Source organism: Rickettsia endosymbiont of Urophora cardui (genome assembly GCF_964030725.1).
Classification (GTDB): Bacteria; Pseudomonadota; Alphaproteobacteria; order Rickettsiales; family Rickettsiaceae; genus Rickettsia.
The window spans coordinates 319,631-335,123 of record NZ_CAXIPY010000006.1; the positions used below are offsets into that span (position 1 = coordinate 319,631).

Below are 15,493 nucleotides of genomic sequence, written 5' to 3' on the forward strand. Positions count from 1 at the left end.
TGTTACCTATATTTTTAATTACTTCTAATATAGGCTCAACAAAAATTTACACAATCATTGCAAAAGACTCTTTTAAATCGAAAGAACGTGTTCTCTACACGCTCCCTTCTACCATAATTATTCTTTACCCTCCATGCTTGGTATCCTTTGTTTTGTTGATATATAACAGCTGCATCTCTCTCAGTTTTATCCCTAAGCGATTGAACTTTTACTGAAGAGTTTGGGGGTCTAATAACGGCTTTGTTGCATAAATAAGATTTGTAGAGCAAGAGTGGTGATAATCTGGTAAGATGTCCTGAATTCAAAATAATCCAGATTATATGAGATCTCGGAAGAAAGCCCCTTTTAGTAAATCACGCAAGTATTCTAAATATAAAATAACGAATTGGTCAGAATATAATAATTTTTTACGCAATAGGGGTCGCATAGATTTTATGATTGCCAGTGATTTGGCGATTGGCTGGTATGCTGATTACAGAGAGGAAATGAAACGAGGAAGACCTAGACGCTATAGTGATCACGCTATATTACAGTGTTTGAAGATCAGATGCTTATTCGGTCTTAAGTTACGCCAAACCCAAGGCTTTATAAACTGGCTCTTTGAAATATCGGGTTTATCTATTAGATGTCCAGACTATACAACATTAAGTAAGCGTATGAAGTCATTAGATCTTAGGTATTTACATGGAAATCAAGATAAAGAATTTAGTTGTATTTCAATGGATAGTACAGGGATACAAGCCTACACATGGAACGAATGGCTAGAAAATAAGCATGGTAAGCAATATAAGCGTCGCATATGGAAAAAGCTACATATCGTTATAGAAGATCAAGGTATGATACTTGCCGATAGTACCACAGAGCATACTATAGATGATAGATCACAGATTGGACTACTAATAGCTAATGTCAGAGCCAAGGATTTTCTGGGAGATCGAGGGTATGACGGTGAATCTACATATCAATTGTTGAGAAAGAAGAAGATAAAACCAGTTATTAGACCCCCAAACTCTTCAGTAAAAGTTCAATCGCTTAGGGATAAAACTGAGAGAGATGCAGCTGTTATATATCAACAAAACAAAGGATACCAAGCATGGAGGGTAAAGAATAATTATGGTAGAAGGGAGCGTGTAGAGAACACGTTCTTTCGATTTAAAACTTCTTTTGGTAGTAAGTTTCTATCAAGACATGATCAAGATATGACAAAAGAAATGTCTATTAAATGCCACTTATTAAACAAAATCAGGAGTTTCGCACTTAGCAAATAATATGCTAATCTAGAGAAAAATAGTTTTAGATAAAAATGACAAGATCAAAATGTAGCAAAGATTTATATAAATCATTCTTACAAGCAAGTAGTGTAAGATATACTAGCAAAGCATTATCTGAAGTAAGTCCATTAGATCTATCGCACGATAGTGCAAGTCGATGGTTAAAGAGTAAGGATTTTCGCCCTAGCGAAATCTATAGCAAAGTGTCAAAATATATTGATCTGGAAGATCCTTGTTTATTAGTGGGAGATGACACCTTATTGTCAAAGCAATACAGTAAGAGGATCGAGCTTGTAAATTATCAATATTCTGGGGCTGTACATGATGTTATACCTGGTATAGGAATGGTAAACTTACTGCATTACAATACTCAAATTGATCAATCTACTCCTGTAGATTATAGAATATATGATAAAGAAACTGATGGTAAAACAAAGAACGAGCATTTTTGTGATATGCTTACTTTAGCTAAAGAAAGAGGTATCAAGCCTGATGCTATAGTTATGGATGCTTGGTATAGTGGTTTGGATAATTTAAAACATATACGTAATTTAGGTTGGATATGGGTTACCAACCTAAGAAAAAATAGAAAAGTTAATCGTAATGTTAGCTTGGAAACTTTAGAGATTCCCGATGAAGGGCTAAAAATTCACCTACGTGGATACGGTTGGGTTACGGTATTTAAGTTTGTGGCAAAAAATGGTCGCATTGATTACATAACAACTAATTTAGAGAATCCTACACGTGAGCAAATAGAGAAAATTGTTAAGGCGCGTTGGTCTATAGAAGTTTATCATCGAGAATTGAAACAAACTTGTGGTATTGAATGCTGTCAGGCACGCACGGGTCGAGCTCAAAGAAATCATATTTGCCTTGCTGTATTGGCCTGGCTTGATATGAACAAAAGGAGGATAAATGAAAACATTACTTTATATCAACAAACTTGGGAAGTTATAAAAACATCAATTCAGAACAACATTAAATGGCTTCTAACTAATACACAATTTTGCTAAGTGCGAAACTCCTGGTTCAGTTTTCGGATATACTGATGCAATAGCATCAGACATACCAGTTAGATTATCACTACAAGCAATTAAGATATCTTTTACTCCTCGATTCTTCATTTCAGTAAAATTACCAAGCCAAAATTTAGCTCCTTCATTCTCACTTATCCATAAGCCTAAAACCTGAATTCTGGATTAGCTAATTTTGAGATATAGCAGGTTTGTTAGGTTTCATACAGTATGCAATTAGGGCGGATAAGATATGTACAAAGGCATTCCAAATTGATCTATCAGGAGTTTCGCACTTAGCAAATAATATGCTAATCTAGAGAAAAATAGTTTTAGATAAAAATGACAAGATCAAAATGTAGCAAAGATTTATATAAATCATTCTTACAAGCAAGTAGTGTAAGATATACTAGCAAAGCATTATCTGAAGTAAGTCCATTAGATCTATCGCACGATAGTGCAAGTCGATGGTTAAAGAGTAAGGATTTTCGCCCTAGCGAAATCTATAGCAAAGTGTCAAAATATATTGATCTGGAAGATCCTTGTTTATTAGTGGGAGATGACACCTTATTGTCAAAGCAATACAGTAAGAGGATCGAGCTTGTAAATTATCAATATTCTGGGGCTGTACATGATGTTATACCTGGTATAGGAATGGTAAACTTACTGCATTACAATACTCAAATTGATCAATCTACTCCTGTAGATTATAGAATATATGATAAAGAAACTGATGGTAAAACAAAGAACGAGCATTTTTGTGATATGCTTACTTTAGCTAAAGAAAGAGGTATCAAGCCTGATGCTATAGTTATGGATGCTTGGTATAGTGGTTTGGATAATTTAAAACATATACGTAATTTAGGTTGGATATGGGTTACCAACCTAAGAAAAAATAGAAAAGTTAATCGTAATGTTAGCTTGGAAACTTTAGAGATTCCCGATGAAGGGCTAAAAATTCACCTACGTGGATACGGTTGGGTTACGGTATTTAAGTTTGTGGCAAAAAATGGTCGCATTGATTACATAACAACTAATTTAGAGAATCCTACACGTGAGCAAATAGAGAAAATTGTTAAGGCGCGTTGGTCTATAGAAGTTTATCATCGAGAATTGAAACAAACTTGTGGTATTGAATGCTGTCAGGCACGCACGGGTCGAGCTCAAAGAAATCATATTTGCCTTGCTGTATTGGCCTGGCTTGATATGAACAAAAGGAGGATAAATGAAAACATTACTTTATATCAACAAACTTGGGAAGTTATAAAAACATCAATTCAGAACAACATTAAATGGCTTCTAACTAATACACAATTTTGCTAAGTGCGAAACTCCTGTCTATGTCTTGTATGTTCGATCTCGAAAGCACCCTTCAGCACACTAAATACTGTTTCGATAATTGAGCGTTTGCGTAATAATATTTTTTCAAATAATGGCATAAGTTTATTCTTCATTTTCTTCTTTATGCCAGTTACTAACTTGATTCCTTTGCTGTATAGATCATCAAAGAGCTCCTGTTTGATATAACCCTTATCGCCAAACAATAATCCCGTGATATGTTTGGTGATTATCGAAACCGGCGCTCTATCATCTACATTACCAGGCGTTAGTTTTAGACCTTGAATCTCACCTTTTTCGTTAATAACCAAATGTAATTTTAGACCAAAAAACCAACTTTTTGTTGTTTTACCCAAAGCAGCAATACCGGCAAAGACTTTATTACGAGAGATTCTTTTTCGATGACAAACCTCTAAAGATGTGGCGTCAATATAAGAAACTCCCGTAGATTGAGCTGCCTGCATATACCATTCAAGTAATAAAACTAAATAACTCAGAACTCTTGGTTTTAGAGCTATAAAACGAGTATATGATGGAAGAGTTACAAAGTCTGATTTATATAATTGTAGATAGGACATATAAAAATATTTAAAGTTTTTACAAGGTGATTGATGGTATAAAAGCACTATTGTTAACAGCTCAGAATAGCTTATTTCAGGCTTTCTTGTAGGGTTTTTATTAATTAATGGTAGAAATGATTTATTAATCCACTGCTCGCTAATTTTACAAAAATCATCGACAAAACAAAATAATGCAGTAATATCTTTCTTCATGGGGATACTCTTGTTTTTTTGCTAAAAATTATATAGAGTATCTTCTATCCCTTGTAAATACTTACTTCCAAACCTAGATTAATCCAGAATTCAGGTCTAAAATATCCTTTCTGCCAGATAAATCTATTCCTAAAGCTACATATACTGATTTAATGATGCTCCTCGTAGCTCTGCTGCGAGGAGCATCATTTAAATATAGATATATCATGGCTCATTTAACGATAGATGAAAGATTTAAAATATACGAAATGAATAAGAGTGGTTATAGCTCGCGATATATAGGGACAAAGATTGGCCGTGATAAAAGCACTATATGTTATGAACTCAAGAGAATGAGGCATAATTATAGACCAGATAGGGCTAACACACTTGCTTGCAGTTTAAGGCAAGGTAAGAGAAAAAGAAAATTAGATATTGATAATAATTTACGAGCAGAAATAATAAAGCAGTTAACACAGGGTATTTCACCAGATATAATTTCAGGTAGACGTAAACTATCACGAGATACTGTCAATATTTCTACAGAGAGTATATACCAGTTTATTTATACATCTCCTATAGCACAAAGGCAAAAATTATATTTATCTTTAGCAAGAAAAAGGAAAAATAGGTTGCATCATGGTACAAGAATCAGAAACAAAAGAATTACAATACCAAATCGAGTTTCCATTACTGAAAGACCAGAGATAAATAGAAAGATAGCAGCAATAGGTCATTTAGAAGGTGATTTAACTTTTAACAAAGGTAATCAAAGTCGTAATATAGGCGCTCTTGTGGATATCAGAACACAAAAAGTGTTTCTCACTTTAAACCGTTCAAAAAGAACACAAGATGTGATTGGTAACATGAATAAAAAACTTAAACAATTGTCGCATATAATCAAAAGCATAACGTTAGATAATGGCAAAGAATTTACCAATCATGAACAACTATTGCCAAAATCTGAACGAAAAGTATATTTTTGCAATCCTTATTCTCCATGGCAAAAACCATTGATAGAGAAGATTAACTCAATGGTGCACAGAGTATACTCTAAATCTTTAGATATAAAAAAATTAACAATAAAGCCATTACAAGAAATTGAGGATTTTTTAAATAATTTACCAAGAAAAGTGCTCGGTTATAAAACACCCAATGAGGTATGGGAAGAAAATATAAATCTGGCTTAATTAATACTGGAATTTACCGGCAACTTTAAGGGTATAGGTAAGGTTTATTCTCAGGTATTTATTGATAGCTACAGCAGAGTAGCTGATGTTAAACTATATACTGATAAAACAGCTTTAACTGCTGCTGATATGCTTAATGACCGAGTGTTACCATGGTATGAGACTCAAGGGATACCAATACTTCGTATTCTGACAGATCGTGGGTCAGAATATAAGGGGAATATAGAGCATCATGCTTTTGAATTATTTCTAAGTATCGAAGGTATAGAGCATACTACTACTAAAGCATATTCTCCTCAAACAAACGGTATGTGTGAGCGTTTTAATAAAACCATGAAACAAGAATTCTTTGATACAGCTATGCGGAAAAAGATTTATACAGCTCTTGATGACCTACAATTAGATCTTGATATCTGGCTAGAGTATTTCAATAATGAAAGACCTCATTCTGGTAAATATTGTTATGGAAAAACTCCTATGCAAACTTTTAAGGATAGTAAGAAATTAGCTGTTGAAAAGAATAATGAAATCTTGTATCTTGAATATGTATCTGACAGTCAAAATTTAACTGACAATCAGGGGCAAAATTTATAGTGTCTGTAAGATCAAATCTTAACTTCTACACCTAAATGTTCTGACATCTCAGCATGCAGTGCTCGCTCTAAAATACCCTTGGTTAATCTCTCAGGGTTTAATTCCCCGAAGCTCTGCTTCGTGATATCATAAGAAACAACTAAAACTTTTTTAGATACCTCGTAGCTCTGCTGCGAGGAGCATCATTTCCTTAATTAATCCATTCTGACTTAGTAACCTGAATTCTGGATTAATCTAGGTTTGGAAGTAAGTATTTACAAGGGATAGAAGATACTCTATATAATTTTTAGCAAAAAAACAAGAGTATCCCCATGAAGAAAGATATTACTGCATTATTTTGTTTTGTCGATGATTTTTGTAAAATTAGCGAGCAGTGGATTAATAAATCATTTCTACCATTAATTAATAAAAACCCTACAAGAAAGCCTGAAATAAGCTATTCTGAGCTGTTAACAATAGTGCTTTTATACCATCAATCACCTTGTAAAAACTTTAAATATTTTTATATGTCCTATCTACAATTATATAAATCAGACTTTGTAACTCTTCCATCATATACTCGTTTTATAGCTCTAAAACCAAGAGTTCTGAGTTATTTAGTTTTATTACTTGAATGGTATATGCAGGCAGCTCAATCTACGGGAGTTTCTTATATTGACGCCACATCTTTAGAGGTTTGTCATCGAAAAAGAATCTCTCGTAATAAAGTCTTTGCCGGTATTGCTGCTTTGGGTAAAACAACAAAAAGTTGGTTTTTTGGTCTAAAATTACATTTGGTTATTAACGAAAAAGGTGAGATTCAAGGTCTAAAACTAACGCCTGGTAATGTAGATGATAGAGCGCCGGTTTCGATAATCACCAAACATATCACGGGATTATTGTTTGGCGATAAGGGTTATATCAAACAGGAGCTCTTTGATGATCTATACAGCAAAGGAATCAAGTTAGTAACTGGCATAAAGAAGAAAATGAAGAATAAACTTATGCCATTATTTGAAAAAATATTATTACGCAAACGCTCAATTATCGAAACAGTATTTAGTCTATCCGCCAAAAACACTTCAAATCCTGATCATTTGTAATGGGATAGAGTTTTGACAACAAATTGCTAAGATTTTCAATAAAAATTAATAAGTTATGTTAATTTTTACTGATACATTTCTGTGTTGGTCTAATTTTGATATGGAGCTATTGTTAACGATTTTTTATCGTTCATCTAGTTTTTGCATGATGATATTTTTGATTTATGTGGAGTTAGACACGATTTGTAAATGATTTGCAATGCATCGTAAATTCAAACCAATAGCAGAGATTATTGGATTGATAATATCTCCTATCATACCTTTCAAGAAGTTTCTACCCATCCGACCATATTGCTTTAAGTGACCTATTATTGGTTCTATGGCACTGCGTCTCTTGATCATAGACTTGTCCTCTTGTAACAACTTCTTCCGCGTTTTTGGGGTATATACCTTACTCTTCTCCTTTACATTGCTACCACTATACCCAAGATCAACAAATGATTTCTTTATCTTGATTCCAGTGACACTCTCTACTGCTTCAAAGCTCTGATGCAATGTATGACCATCATAAGGATTATTATGAAACGATTTTGCGGATAAAACAAAATTTCTACGACCACTTACTACTACCGCTACTTTATTGCCAAACTCATATGGCTTGTTGCGTTTTCCCTTTCCTATACACTCTACTTCAGGGGCATGAAAACTATATAATACTTTGTTATCTTCTTTATATTGCTTTTTAGCTTCTCTTTTTAAAACAGATTGGTTATGTATTTGTTTTATTTTTTGCAATACTTCTTGATTTTTGAGAGACAAGTTTAATTGCTTATTTTTGATCTCACGCTCACATACTCTAATCAAACGACCCAGTAATATTTTTAAATGCTTCATTATTTTCCAACGCTTCTTGGCTTTACTATGTTCTTTATATTTCCATAGCTTTACTATATCGCGTTTATAGGTTCTAGCGTATGTTTCATTCAAATGTATACCCAAACTGTTGCAAAGCTTTACTATGCTAAGCCTAGCTTTATCCATTAAATAAACATCGTGTGGGTGTTTGATATTCTTAATTTGTACAGTCGTATCAGCGATGATTAATTCCAAATCTTTTTTTTTAATTGTGTTAGTTTTTATCCCAACCCTGATCAACTCCGATAATATCTCATTATATCCAGCTTCACCTAATACACTACGAAACCGTCGTATACTAGTTTCCGAGATAGCTATGTCTTTTTCTATATATTCCCACCCGCAGAAATACTGCCAATACATATTCTCTTTTAGCTCTTCCTCTGATAATGAATCTGAAAAATTATACATTGCTTGTAGCATCGTTATGCCAAGCATCACTCTATGACATTTTCTATTTCTACCAAATTTCTTAATACAAACATTTTTTGATAACCACTCTTCGAGCCTAGACCAATTTATTAATTCTCTTAATTTATATAGCTTATTATTTGGGTTTAATTCTTCTTTTAATTTATAACCAAACAGTTTCCCTTGTTCTTGCGATTTGATAATGTTGTCTATTGGCATTGACTGAAATCCATAAGGTTTATGACCATATTTTATCATTTTCTTACGGATTGTTGTATTACTTCTTGTCTTAAAACCATATTATCTATAAGGCTTATAGAGTTTTGGCGGACGGACTATTTAGTGTGCTGAAGGGTGCTTTCGAGATCGAACATACAAGACATAGATCAATTTGGAATGCCTTTGTACATATCTTATCCGCCCTAATTGCATACTGTATGAAACCTAACAAACCTGCTATATCTCAAAATTAGCTAATCCAGAATTCAGGTTAGTACTGTTTTTAAATCTACTCCGCCTTCTATCAGCAAATCTATTGCTTCATTTATTTTTTTATTCTTCTCTATTTGCATTTCTGTTACCTATATTTTTAATTACTTCTAATATAGGCTCAACAAAAATTTACACAATCATTGCAAAAGACTCAAATAATGCAGTAATATCTTTCTTCATGGGGATACTCTTGTTTTTTTGCTAAAAATTATATAGAGTATCTTCTATCCCTTGTAAATACTTACTTCCAAACCTAGATTAATCCAGAATTCAGGTTTATACTATTTTTACTAGGTGAAGCAATAAAACTAATTAAAGTAATGTTATCTTCGAAGCCATTTTTATGGTTTTGTAGCAAAGAATACATTCCTTTAGAAATAGCATAATTTTGACGCAGAATTAAAGAATTTGACTCGCCTATATTTTTTATCTCCCTCATTAACTCTAACGGATTATCAAATTTCAGCTCTATATTTTCGTAATCAACAATTACTTCATTGAAGCCTGCTTGTGATAATAAAATTGGAACATGATCGAAATGAATAAAAGGCGAGATATGAGGAGAATGTTGAGAGCTGCTTTCTATCTCGAGTTCTATTAAAGATTTACGCAAATTTTGAAGGCTGCTACCTCCAATAAAATTACCGATAAAAACCCCATCATTTTTTAGGAACTTTTTTATATTAAACAAAAAACGCTGTACGTCATTTATGGAGTGTAAGCCTAAGGAATAAACTATTAAATCAAATGAATTTTCTGGAAGTTCTAAATGCTCCTCATCAATACATAACTTATTATCATGCTCAAATAAATCAAGCAATAAAGGCGATATATCGACGGCAGTAATTTTAGTACCCCTATAAACAGTCTTTAATAACTTAGTTAGATGACCGCACTTAGCAGAAATTTCTAAAATATCAGAAAATTTTTTATCGATCATTTTCAAACGATCAATTATATCATCTGCTGCCTGCTTTATAAATAAGCTGTTACTAATTCCAACTACTGCATTATTGCGGTTATTTTTTATATTTACTCTATTGAATATATAATTCTCTCAATTTTTCTTTCATTTTTCTTTTCTAAAATTGCTTTCTCTTTAACACCCATTGATGATATGTAATACTATTTGTGTAACCCTGAACAAGCTTTCTTCTTCTTGCAGTGTGAATATCATCACCACTAATTCTCTCTATTATTTCAAAATTATTCTGAACAAGTTTTCTTTCTTTTGCAGTGTGAATATCATCATCACTAGTTTTATCTATTATTTCAAAGTTATCCTTAATACCTTTAATTTGAATCTGATCACTAGGTAATGCACCTTTTAATTTTTTCTTTTCTGTAGATTGTTTTTTCTTTTTTACTGACGATTCACTATAACTATAATTTTTAGAAATATTTATCAAATTTTTATTTGGTATGTCCTCTAATTTCTTATCTTCTGCTAAAGTTTTATAACTATTTACACATAATAATGCTACTAATATAAATTTTCTAAACATAATACCTACCTATTATATTGAGCTTATTAAAGTTAATCACCCTGCATTGTAAATGCAGGGCTTAAGATTACGGCATAAATGCCTTAGCTATAGCTAGTTTTCAACTTGAAAGTTTCCAAACTTATCATCTCTCGATTCATGTTTATCAATATAATCCTTAATCATTTTGTCAGTCACATTGCCTGTGGTTCTGACAAAATATCCAACAGCCCATAAGTGTTTACCCCAATACTGTTGCCGTAATTCTGGAAATTCCTGCTGAATCTTCCTTGCACTCTTTCCTTTTAGATACTGTACCACCTTACTAATACTTTGATAAGGTGGCACAGATACATAGATATGTACGTGATTTGAAGCTATCTTCCCTCTTAATATCTCTACACCATTATTCTTACATATCTCTTGGATTAGGTCCTTGACTCTCCTACCAATATATTATAGCGATATTTAGTCACCCATACTATATGATAAGTGCAATCGTAAACTGTGCGGCTTAGCTTCTTGTAATACTTCATCTCTTCATTCTATATGTTAAAACGACGCACTGCAAGTGCGGGGTTTTTCTCCCAAATTTGGGACAATAAAACATCAGTTTCTTCACGATTATATGGTACATATGATATATCATCAATTATCAATATTTCAAAATAATCGAATTTTTTAATAATTTGCTTAAGTTTTAAACTAAGCTTTGCTTCTAGTAATTGTTGAACCAAATTAGCTGCTGTTGTATATAATACACGTCTACCAGCAAGACACCACTCACGTGCTAAACCTATACTAAGATGACTTTTGCCAGTGCCAGGATTACCAAAAATAAGTATATTTTCATAGCGATCCATAAATTCTCCTTGTGCAAGATATTGGATCTTAGTTGGCGATAATCCTGGGATACGCTTAATATCAAAGTTGCTTAATAACTTATCTCGAGAGAGTTTTGCTTGCTTCAGCAATCTGGCAATACGTTGTTGTTGTCTATGTTCTAACTCACGTATGGCTAACTCCTGTAGATAATCTATATATGTTTTCTTTTCTTGCTCAAAGCTTTCTGCAACTGATTTATAGCACGATGCAAAAGTGGCTCTGTCTCATCAATTGTGTAAATTTCGTGAACCATTAAATTCTACCATCAAATTTGATCATAAAATGAGCCATAGCTTCATTCCAATTGGGGATAGGCATAGACCATTTTTTGGTAATATAATCAATTGTCAGATATAAAACCTTAAATACTGCGTCATCATTTGGAAAGATGCGTTTATTCTTAGTAACTTTTCTCAATTGGCTATTCAGCGATTCTATCGCATTTGTAGTGTAAATAATCTTACGAATCTCCTTTGGATATTGCAAGAAAATTATCAAATTATCCCAATTATTATACCAAGATTTAGCTATATGCGGATATTGCTTACTCCATTTTTGATCAAATGACTCAAGAGCTAATTCTGCTTCTTTTTCAGTAGCAGAAGTATAGATTAGTTTCAAATCCGCTGCTAATTGCTTTCTATCTTTATATGATACATATTTGAGGCTATTCCTGATCTGATGGACAATACAAATTTGATGTTCAGTTTTCGGATATACTGATGCAATAGCATCAGACATACCAGTTAGATTATCACTACAAGCAATTAAGATATCTTTTACTCCTCGATTCTTCATTTCAGTAAAATTACCAAGCCAAAATTTAGCTCCTTCATTCTCACTTATCCATAAGCCTAAAATATCCTTTCTGCCAGATAAATCTATTCCTAAAGCTACATATACTGATTTATTAATAATAAGTTTATCTTGTCTTACTTTCACTACTAAACAGTCAAAATATACTATAGGGTATACTGATTCAAGAGGTCTACTCTGCCAAATCTTGACCTCATCTATTACTTCATCTGTAATCCTGCTGATTAGGCTCTCACTGATCTCAGCTCCATATAATTCTTGCAATTGTGTTTTAATATCAGACACACTCATACCCTTCGCATATAAGGATATTATCTTTTGGTCTAAGCCATCTATTCTTGTTTGTTTCTTTGAGACTATTATAGGTTCAAATTTACCTTGTCTGTCTCTTGGAACATTTAGCTCTATAGTACCATTCTCACTAATCAGATTCTTACTAAAACTACCATTCCTCGCATTCTCAGTTTCAGCTCTATCATACTTGCTATAACCTAAATGTTCTGACATCTCAGCATGCAGTGCTCGCTCTAAAATACCCTTGGTTAATTCCTTAATTAATCTCTCAGGGTTTAATTCCCCGAAGCTCTGCTTCGTGATATCATAAGAAACAACTAAAACTTTTTTAGATACCTCGTAGCTCTGCTGCGAGGAGCATCATTCCATTCTGACTTAGTACTGTTTTTAAATCTACTCCACCTTCTATCAGCAAATCTATTGCTTCATTTATTTTTTTATTCTTCTCTATTTGCATTTCTGTTACCTATATTTTTAATTACTTCTAATATAGGCTCAACAAAAATTTACACAATCATTGCAAAAGACTCGCAAAAGTAGGTAAGCAAAGGTTCTTGAGTAAATTATTTAGCGGTTGCGGAGTTATTATCTGTTTACTCATGCAACCTCCATTGTTTTAAAGCAATGTAATTGATCATATTCAGACAGTATTGGTTGATTAATTTTTACTGAACAAACAGTTTGAGTCTGGCTATTTAGTAAATCTGTAATATGATCAATTATTGGCTCAATCTTCTTTTCTAATAGCACTTCTAATGCAGTAACTACATTCAATTCTCCATACATTTTTGCTAATTGTAATATTTTAAGATATATTTTATGCCCTTTATATGGATATATAGAGATAAGCTGGTCATATACCTGACGAAATATAGCACGTGGGAATAAAGCTTCATAATATTGATATTGAACAAATGCTCCAGGTTTACGTACTAAACTATCAATAATATGTCTATCAGGAGTTTCGCACTTAGCAAAATTGTGTATTAGTTAGAAGCCATTTAATGTTGTTCTGAATTGATGTTTTTATAACTTCCCAAGTTTGTTGATATAAAGTAATGTTTTCATTTATCCTCCTTTTGTTCATATCAAGCCAGGCCAATACAGCAAGGCAAATATGATTTCTTTGAGCTCGACCCGTGCGTGCCTGACAGCATTCAATACCACAAGTTTGTTTCAATTCTCGATGATAAACTTCTATAGACCAACGCGCCTTAACAATTTTCTCTATTTGCTCACGTGTAGGATTCTCTAAATTAGTTGTTATGTAATCAATGCGACCATTTTTTGCCACAAACTTAAATACCGTAACCCAACCGTATCCACGTAGGTGAATTTTTAGCCCTTCATCGGGAATCTCTAAAGTTTCCAAGCTAACATTACGATTAACTTTTCTATTTTTTCTTAGGTTGGTAACCCATATCCAACCTAAATTACGTATATGTTTTAAATTATCCAAACCACTATACCAAGCATCCATAACTATAGCATCAGGCTTGATACCTCTTTCTTTAGCTAAAGTAAGCATATCACAAAAATGCTCGTTCTTTGTTTTACCATCAGTTTCTTTATCATATATTCTATAATCTACAGGAGTAGATTGATCAATTTGAGTATTGTAATGCAGTAAGTTTACCATTCCTATACCAGGTATAACATCATGTACAGCCCCAGAATATTGATAATTTACAAGCTCGATCCTCTTACTGTATTGCTTTGACAATAAGGTGTCATCTCCCACTAATAAACAAGGATCTTCCAGATCAATATATTTTGACACTTTGCTATAGATTTCGCTAGGGCGAAAATCCTTACTCTTTAACCATCGACTTGCACTATCGTGCGATAGATCTAATGGACTTACTTCAGATAATGCTTTGCTAGTATATCTTACACTACTTGCTTGTAAGAATGATTTATATAAATCTTTGCTACATTTTGATCTTGTCATTTTTATCTAAAACTATTTTTCTCTAGATTAGCATATTATTTGCTAAGTGCGAAACTCCTGTCTATAATCAATAACATAGCCATTGCTGATTCTAGACATTTTTTGTAAACATTTGTTACCATAGTAAAGCTCTATTTCTTCAGAATAAATATAAGCTTTTAAAGTATAACCTATTAAGCGACTAGGCACAGAATAAGCTACAGATAAAATACTAACTGTACTGCTTGGATTAACACGTACTGATAATATTGTAGGTGCATTCCATTTCCTGATTGGTAACTCTTTTAAATGAACTAATTCTTCAGCTAATTTTTCTTTTCTACAGCTATTTCGCTTTTCTTTAATTTGTGTAAGGAATAATTCATAAGCTTTTAAATCAACAAAATGACGTGATCCACGTAATAGCAGATGTTGATTCACTGCTTGCTTAAATGTATCATGACTTTTTGCAACAGAACCATTTTCATGACTGACGCCTGGATTATTTCGCGATGGTGCAACATTGTAATAACCAAGCAATTCTTGCCATCTTTCTGTAAATTGTCTACTATTACCACATTGCTTGGTAGCTGCACTTAAATTATCTGTACGATGCTCTGGTAAAACTCCACCTAACTCCCATACAGCTTTTTCAAACCCTGATGCTAATGTATCAAAACTTTCACTATGGCATATGCTAAAAGTTTCCCAACATGAATAAGGCAACATAAAATGAAATAGTAAGTGAGGATATGGTTGCCCACCAATACAAATACCCAATTGATTCATATTGGTCCAATCAGACTGACTCTGTTTGCCAGGAAGAATATTTTGTAAAAAGATTACTGTCTTATCCTTACCATGTGCAGCTCTCAATTGTTTCAACCTTTTCTGCAAACAGCGTAATTGCTTCCCATTATAATTCCCATGATACTTTTCTGTCAAATATGCTAATATGGTAGTTGCTTGCAACTCCGGTGCTGATTCTAGCATTGATTCTATTTCATCCCAGTGCTTCACAAATGGATCCTTACGTGTCCTATATTTACGTATTGTGCGTAATTCGCCTGGATACTTAATGATGCT

13 protein-coding genes and 8 pseudogenes are annotated in these 15,493 nt (G+C 33.0%); 7 read left to right on the plus strand and 14 right to left on the minus strand.

The genetic code is table 11. The annotated features are described in order from the left end of the window. Nucleotides 1–35: 35 nt before the first annotated feature. Nucleotides 36–269: a hypothetical protein gene (locus AAHI98_RS09400; RefSeq protein ID WP_342225729.1), complete on the minus strand. Its 234-nt coding sequence runs from the start codon at nucleotides 267–269 to the stop codon at nucleotides 36–38. Between the two features lie 51 nt (nucleotides 270–320). Here AAHI98_RS09400 and AAHI98_RS09405 point away from each other — a divergent pair, with 51 nt between their 5' ends. Together AAHI98_RS09405 and AAHI98_RS09410 are read left to right on the plus strand one after the other, a co-directional pair. Further along, a complete protein-coding gene (locus AAHI98_RS09405) occupies nucleotides 321–1,268 on the plus strand; it encodes an IS5 family transposase (RefSeq protein ID WP_342225730.1) in 948 nt (315 codons plus the stop codon). A 35-nt stretch (nucleotides 1,269–1,303) separates the two neighbouring features. Beyond that, complete coding sequence (locus tag AAHI98_RS09410; protein WP_342224656.1) at nucleotides 1,304–2,284, plus strand: IS701 family transposase; 981 nt, start codon at nucleotides 1,304–1,306, stop codon at nucleotides 2,282–2,284. Between the two features lie 21 nt (nucleotides 2,285–2,305). On the opposite strand, the pseudogene AAHI98_RS09415 reads toward AAHI98_RS09410, so the two are convergent. After that, a pseudogene (locus AAHI98_RS09415) lies at nucleotides 2,306–2,461 on the minus strand (transposase); the annotation flags it as partial. 13 nt (nucleotides 2,462–2,474) lie between these two features. Beyond that, nucleotides 2,475–2,573, minus strand: a pseudogene (locus AAHI98_RS18655) (IS982 family transposase); the annotation flags it as partial. A gap of 53 nt (nucleotides 2,574–2,626) precedes the next feature. Between AAHI98_RS18655 and AAHI98_RS09420 the strand changes: the two are divergent. Next, a complete protein-coding gene (locus AAHI98_RS09420) occupies nucleotides 2,627–3,607 on the plus strand; it encodes an IS701 family transposase (protein WP_342224656.1) in 981 nt (326 codons plus the stop codon). 14 nt (nucleotides 3,608–3,621) lie between these two features. On the opposite strand, the pseudogene AAHI98_RS09425 reads toward AAHI98_RS09420, so the two are convergent. Then, a pseudogene (locus tag AAHI98_RS09425) lies at nucleotides 3,622–4,395 on the minus strand (IS982 family transposase); the annotation flags it as partial. Between the two features lie 206 nt (nucleotides 4,396–4,601). Here AAHI98_RS09425 and AAHI98_RS09430 point away from each other — a divergent pair. The 3 genes and pseudogenes from AAHI98_RS09430 to AAHI98_RS09440 all read left to right on the plus strand — a co-directional run. Further along, nucleotides 4,602–5,564, plus strand: coding sequence for an IS30 family transposase (locus AAHI98_RS09430; protein ID WP_342225258.1), 963 nt, complete (start codon nucleotides 4,602–4,604; stop codon nucleotides 5,562–5,564). 12 nt (nucleotides 5,565–5,576) lie between these two features. After that, a pseudogene (locus AAHI98_RS09435) lies at nucleotides 5,577–6,158 on the plus strand (integrase core domain-containing protein); the annotation flags it as partial. Between the two features lie 311 nt (nucleotides 6,159–6,469). Beyond that, nucleotides 6,470–7,234 (plus strand): annotated as a pseudogene (locus AAHI98_RS09440) (IS982 family transposase); the annotation flags it as partial. A gap of 168 nt (nucleotides 7,235–7,402) precedes the next feature. On the opposite strand, the gene AAHI98_RS09445 reads toward AAHI98_RS09440, so the two are convergent. Next, nucleotides 7,403–8,764, minus strand: coding sequence for an IS5 family transposase (locus AAHI98_RS09445; RefSeq protein ID WP_342224717.1), 1,362 nt, complete (start codon nucleotides 8,762–8,764; stop codon nucleotides 7,403–7,405). Nucleotides 8,765–8,844: 80 nt separating this feature from the next. Here AAHI98_RS09445 and AAHI98_RS09450 point away from each other — a divergent pair. After that, a pseudogene (locus AAHI98_RS09450) lies at nucleotides 8,845–8,979 on the plus strand (IS982 family transposase); the annotation flags it as partial. A 272-nt stretch (nucleotides 8,980–9,251) separates the two neighbouring features. Here the strand turns inward: AAHI98_RS09450 and AAHI98_RS09455 are convergent. From AAHI98_RS09455 to AAHI98_RS09495, 9 genes and pseudogenes are all read right to left on the minus strand, one after another. Continuing rightward, the gene (locus AAHI98_RS09455; protein WP_342226162.1) at nucleotides 9,252–10,046 is read right to left on the minus strand and encodes a methyltransferase domain-containing protein; all 795 of its coding nucleotides are present in this window, start codon (nucleotides 10,044–10,046) and stop codon (nucleotides 9,252–9,254) included. A gap of 34 nt (nucleotides 10,047–10,080) precedes the next feature. Further along, nucleotides 10,081–10,503 (minus strand): hypothetical protein, encoded by a 423-nt coding sequence (locus AAHI98_RS09460; RefSeq protein ID WP_342225732.1) that lies wholly within the window; start codon nucleotides 10,501–10,503, stop codon nucleotides 10,081–10,083. 93 nt (nucleotides 10,504–10,596) lie between these two features. After that, a pseudogene (gene tnpA / locus AAHI98_RS09465) lies at nucleotides 10,597–11,018 on the minus strand (IS200/IS605 family transposase). A 9-nt stretch (nucleotides 11,019–11,027) separates the two neighbouring features. Further along, nucleotides 11,028–11,567: pseudogene (locus AAHI98_RS09470) on the minus strand (ATP-binding protein); the annotation flags it as partial. A 52-nt stretch (nucleotides 11,568–11,619) separates the two neighbouring features. Continuing rightward, on the minus strand, nucleotides 11,620–12,780 hold the full coding sequence (locus AAHI98_RS09475) for an IS256 family transposase (protein ID WP_342226163.1): 1,161 nt from the start codon (nucleotides 12,778–12,780) through the stop codon (nucleotides 11,620–11,622). A 25-nt stretch (nucleotides 12,781–12,805) separates the two neighbouring features. Beyond that, the gene (locus tag AAHI98_RS09480; protein WP_342224793.1) at nucleotides 12,806–12,934 is read right to left on the minus strand and encodes a hypothetical protein; all 129 of its coding nucleotides are present in this window, start codon (nucleotides 12,932–12,934) and stop codon (nucleotides 12,806–12,808) included. A 140-nt stretch (nucleotides 12,935–13,074) separates the two neighbouring features. After that, a complete protein-coding gene (locus AAHI98_RS09485) occupies nucleotides 13,075–13,251 on the minus strand; it encodes a hypothetical protein (RefSeq protein ID WP_342224661.1) in 177 nt (58 codons plus the stop codon). Between the two features lie 196 nt (nucleotides 13,252–13,447). Beyond that, nucleotides 13,448–14,428 carry an IS701 family transposase gene (locus AAHI98_RS09490; protein ID WP_342224656.1) on the minus strand — a complete coding sequence of 327 codons (981 nt, stop codon included), beginning with the start codon at nucleotides 14,426–14,428 and terminating at the stop codon, nucleotides 13,448–13,450. A gap of 42 nt (nucleotides 14,429–14,470) precedes the next feature. Next, nucleotides 14,471–15,400, minus strand: a complete 930-nt coding sequence (locus tag AAHI98_RS09495; RefSeq protein ID WP_342225733.1) for a Mu transposase domain-containing protein — start codon at nucleotides 15,398–15,400, stop codon at nucleotides 14,471–14,473. Nucleotides 15,401–15,493: the final 93 nt, after the last annotated feature.

Bases quoted from the DNA above. Each gene is read 5' to 3' on its own strand.
- AAHI98_RS09405 (WP_342225730.1), top strand. From the start codon at position 321: ATGAGATCTCGGAAGAAAGCCCCTTTTAGTAAATCACGCAAGTATTCT.
- AAHI98_RS09410 (WP_342224656.1), top strand. From the start codon at position 1,304: ATGACAAGATCAAAATGTAGCAAAGATTTATATAAATCATTCTTACAA.
- AAHI98_RS09420 (WP_342224656.1), top strand. From the start codon at position 2,627: ATGACAAGATCAAAATGTAGCAAAGATTTATATAAATCATTCTTACAA.
- AAHI98_RS09430 (WP_342225258.1), top strand. From the start codon at position 4,602: ATGGCTCATTTAACGATAGATGAAAGATTTAAAATATACGAAATGAAT.
- AAHI98_RS09445 (WP_342224717.1), bottom strand. From the start codon at position 8,764: ATGATAAAATATGGTCATAAACCTTATGGATTTCAGTCAATGCCAATA.
- AAHI98_RS09460 (WP_342225732.1), bottom strand. From the start codon at position 10,503: ATGTTTAGAAAATTTATATTAGTAGCATTATTATGTGTAAATAGTTAT.
- AAHI98_RS09480 (WP_342224793.1), bottom strand. From the start codon at position 12,934: ATGCAAATAGAGAAGAATAAAAAAATAAATGAAGCAATAGATTTGCTG.
- AAHI98_RS09490 (WP_342224656.1), bottom strand. From the start codon at position 14,428: ATGACAAGATCAAAATGTAGCAAAGATTTATATAAATCATTCTTACAA.
- AAHI98_RS09495 (WP_342225733.1), bottom strand. From the start codon at position 15,400: ATGCTAGAATCAGCACCGGAGTTGCAAGCAACTACCATATTAGCATAT.